Genomic DNA, 4,014 nt, shown 5'->3' with positions numbered 1-4,014 from the left:
TCGCGCTGGCGACGGACCAGAACGTCTTCCGCTGCTACCAGTGCGGCTGCTGCACCGCCGGCTGCCCGACCGCGGGCCGCGGCGACCTGCTGCCGCACCAGGTGATGCGGCACCTGCAGCTCGACAGCGACGCGCCGCTGCGCGCGGTGCAGCCGTGGCTCTGCGTCGGCTGCCAGACCTGCGCGGAACGCTGCCCGCAGGAGCTCGACCTCTCGCGGGTGATGGACGCGCTGCGCGCGGAAGCCGAGCGGGCCGGCACCGTGCCGGCCGCCGCGCGCCGCGCGTACCTGTTCAACCGCATCTTCGTGGATCAGGTGCTCGCCGGCGGCCGGCTGAGCGAGGTGATGCTGGGCGCCGAGTACAACCTGCGGGCGCGGGCATTTCTCCAGAATCTCGAGAATCTCCCCGCGCTGCTGTCGCGCGGGAAGATCAGGCTCGACGGCAAGACGCTGCGCGGCCCCGGCCGGGCGCGGCGCGGGCAAGCTCAGCCAGAAAAGGGGCAGCCGTGACCAGCTTCTCCTACTACCCCGGTTGTTCGCTGCACGCCACCGCGCGCGAGTACGACGAATCCATCCGTGCGGTGGCCGGCGTCCTCGGCTTCGAGCTGCGCGAGATCGAGGACTGGTGCTGCTGCGGCGCCACGCCGGCGCACGCGATCGACCCGGACGCGGCGCACTTGCTGGGCGACTGGAACCTCGCCCGCGCCACGGCGACCGGAGCGGGGCCCCTGCTGACCGGCTGCGCTTCCTGCTATTCGCGGCTGCGCGCGGCGGGCGCCGAGCTGCGCGCCCATCCCGCGTCCGCGCCGGCGGCGGCGGCGCGTGTGGGCGGCACCATCGATCCGGACCTGGAGATCCTGCACGTGGCGCAGCTGCTGGCGCGCCCGGAGGTGCGCGAGGCGGTGGCCGCGAAGGTGACGCGCCCGCTGAACGGGCTGAAGATCGCCTGCTACTACGGCTGCCTGCTGACGCGGCCGCGCGGCGAGAACGCCTTCGACGACGCCGAGGCCCCGACGCTGCTCGAGGATCTCGTCCGCCTGGCCGGTGGCGAACCCGTGGACTGGCCGCTGCGGCTGGACTGCTGCGGGGCCTCGCTGGCGCTGCCCGAGCCCGCCATCGTGCGCGACCTGTCGGGCAAGCTGCTGGCGATGGCGCACGCGCGCGGCGCGCAGGCGATGATGGTCGCCTGCCCGCTCTGCCACGCGAACCTCGACATGACGCAGCCGGCGATCGCGAAGCAGAAGAAGTTCGACTTCGAGATGCCCGTGCTCTACGTCACCCAGGTGATCGGTCTGGCGCTCGGCATCGAGCCGCGGGCGCTCGGCCTGCACCGCCACATCGTGCCCGTCCGCGTGGACGCGCTCATTCCGGCGCGGGAGGCGAACCATGTCTAGGGTCGGGGTCTTCGTCTGCCATTGCGGCGAGAACATCGGGCGCACCGTGGACTGCGCGAAGGTGGCCGAGGCCGCCGGCGCACTGCCCGGCGTCGTCCACTCGGTGGACTACAAGTACATGTGCTCGGATCCGGGGCAGAACATGGTCCGCGCCGCGATCCGCGACCTGAAGCTCGACGGCGTGGTGGTGGCCGCGTGCAGTCCCGCCATGCACGAGCCGACGTTCCGCCGCGCCACGCTCGGCGAGGGGCTCAACCCCTTCCGCTGCGAGATGGTGAACGTGCGCGAGCAGTGCTCGTGGGTGCACGAGGATCGCCCGGCGGCCACCGAAAAGGCCGTCGACCTGGTGCGCATGATGGTCGAGAAGGTCAAGCGCAACGAGGACCTCTTTCCGATCAAGGTGCCGCTGACGCGGCGCGCGCTGGTGGTCGGCGGCGGCATCGCCGGGATCCAGGCGGCGCTGGACATGGCCAACGCCGGCATCCCGGTGGTGATGGTGGAGAAGGAGCCGTCCATCGGCGGGCACATGAGCCAGCTGTCGGAGACCTTCCCGACGCTCGACTGCTCGCAGTGCATCCTGACGCCTCGCATGGTCGAGGTCGCCCAGCACCCGCTGATCACGCTGCACACCTTCAGCGAGATCGAGAAGGTCGAGGGCTACATCGGCAACTTCCGCGTGACGGTGCGCAAGAAGGCGCGCTCGGTGGACATGGCGAAGTGCACCGGCTGCGGCGTCTGCCAGCAGAAATGCCCGCAGAAGAAGATCCCGTCCGAGTTCGACGCGGGGCTGGGCAGCCGCGCCGCCATCTATATCCCGTTCCCGCAGGCCGTGCCGAACAAGCCGGTCATCGACCGCGAGCGCTGCACGCATTTCAAGACCGGCAAGTGCGGCGTCTGCGAGAAGGTGTGCGGTCCGGGCGCGGTGGACTTCGAGCAGCAGGACGAGTTCGTGGTCGAGAACGTCGGCGCCGCGGTGCTGGCGACGGGCTACCAGCTCTACGACATCGGGGACCCCGGCGCCGGCCTGCGCGGCTATCCCGAGTACGGCGGCGGCAAGATCGCGGACGTCATCGACGGCCTGCAGTTCGAGCGCTTGGCCTCGGCGTCGGGGCCGACCGGGGGCGAGATCCGCCGCCCGTCTGACGGCAAGGTGCCGCAGACCGTGGTCTTCCTGCAGTGCATCGGCAGCCGCGACCGCGCCAAGGGGATCGAGTACTGCTCGAAGATCTGCTGCATGTACACGGCCAAGCACGCCCTGCTCTACAAGCACAAGGTGCACGAGGGCAAGGCCGTGGTCTTCTACATGGACGTGCGCGCCCCCGGCAAGGGCTACGACGAGTTCGTGCGGCGCGCCGTCGAGGAGGACGAGGTCCTCTACCTGCGCGGCAAGGTGTCGCGGCTCTACGAGGACGACGGCCGGATCGTTGTTTCGGGGGTCGACACGCTGGCAGGCATGCCGGTGGAGATCCGGGCCGACCTGGTCGTGCTCGCCACGGCGATCCGCCCTCAGGCCGGCGCGGCACGCCTGGCGCAGAAGTTCGGCGTCGGCTACGACGGCCACGCCTTCTACTCCGAGGCGCACCCCAAGCTGCGGCCGGTGGAATCGGCGGCCGCCGGCGTCATGCTGGCGGGCGTCTGCCAGGGGCCCAAGGACATCCCCGAGGCCGTGGCGCAGGCCAGTGCGGCGGCGGCCAAGGTGGCCGTGCTGTTCTCGCGCGAGACGCTGGACCGCGAGCCGGTCGTCGCCCGCGTGAACGAGGCCGTCTGCGCGGGCTGCTTCGCCTGCCAGGAGGTCTGCCCCTACGGCGCCGTCGAGCTGAACGAGGTGCGCGACCGGCAGGGACGGCTGCTGCGCCGCACGGCACGGGTGAACGCCGGCGTCTGCAACGGGTGCGGGACCTGCGTGGCCACCTGTCCGTCGAAGTCGCTCGAGCTGGCCGGTTACACCGACGAGCAGATCTTCGCCCAGATCAGCGCGCTGGTCCCATAGGGCGGCGCCAAGGAGATGTGAGATGAGCGCGGAACCCGACACGAGAGGCGCCGCCGCGACCTGGCAGCCGCGGATCACCGCCTTCGTCTGCCGCTGGTGCACGTACGCGGGGGCCGACCTCGCCGGCACCAGCCGCCTGAAGTACCCGCCGCAGATCCGCCTGATCAAGCTGCCGTGCACCGGTCGCATCGACCCGCTGTTCCTGCTGCGGGCCTTCGCCATGGGCAGCGACGGCGTGCTCGTCTCGGGCTGCCACCCCGGCGACTGCCACTACACGAGCGGCAACTACGCCGCCCGGCGGCGCTGGGTGCTGTTCCGCGAGCTGCTCGACTTCGTCGGCATGGACCAGAACCGCGTCCAGTTCTCGTGGGTGTCGGCCGCCGAGGGGGGCAAGTTCGTCGACGTCGTGCGCAACGTGACCGACACGGTGCGCGCGCTGGGCCCGTTCCCCGGCTTCGCGCCGGCCGAGGGCGCGCTGGCGCGCGGCTGGGCGACGAAGCAGCGGGCGGGGATGACGTTACCGGGGGCGACGGAGCTCCCGGGCCGCGACGCCATGCGCGCCGACCTCGCCTCGGGTGCGGTCACGGCGGTGCTCGGCCTGCGCGCGGGCCGCCGCGCCGACCGCCCGCGC

3 protein-coding genes and 1 pseudogene are annotated in these 4,014 nt (G+C 71.7%); all 4 read left to right on the top strand.

Annotation, left to right across the window (positions count from 1 at the left end; translation table 11 throughout):
• Nucleotides 1-509 (top strand): 4Fe-4S dicluster domain-containing protein (locus Q7W29_06540; GenBank protein MDO9171472.1); only part of this gene is annotated, 509 nt, incomplete at its 5' end.
• Nucleotides 506-1,393, top strand: a complete 888-nt coding sequence (locus Q7W29_06535) for a CoB--CoM heterodisulfide reductase iron-sulfur subunit B family protein (protein ID MDO9171471.1) — start codon at nucleotides 506-508, stop codon at nucleotides 1,391-1,393. The genes Q7W29_06540 and Q7W29_06535, both read left to right, overlap by 4 nt.
• Entirely contained in the window at nucleotides 1,386-3,383 is a 1,998-nt protein-coding gene (locus tag Q7W29_06530) for a CoB--CoM heterodisulfide reductase iron-sulfur subunit A family protein (GenBank protein ID MDO9171470.1), read from the top strand. Before Q7W29_06535 ends, Q7W29_06530 begins: the two co-directional genes overlap by 8 nt.
• Nucleotides 3,384-3,405: 22 nt before the next feature.
• Nucleotides 3,406-3,828 (top strand): annotated as a pseudogene (locus Q7W29_06525) (hydrogenase iron-sulfur subunit).
• The last annotated feature ends 186 nt before the right edge of the window (nucleotides 3,829-4,014 follow it).

Source organism: bacterium (genome assembly GCA_030654305.1).
Lineage (GTDB): Bacteria > Krumholzibacteriota > Krumholzibacteriia > LZORAL124-64-63 > LZORAL124-64-63 > PNOJ01.
This window is presented reverse-complemented; position numbering and strand designations above follow the sequence as displayed.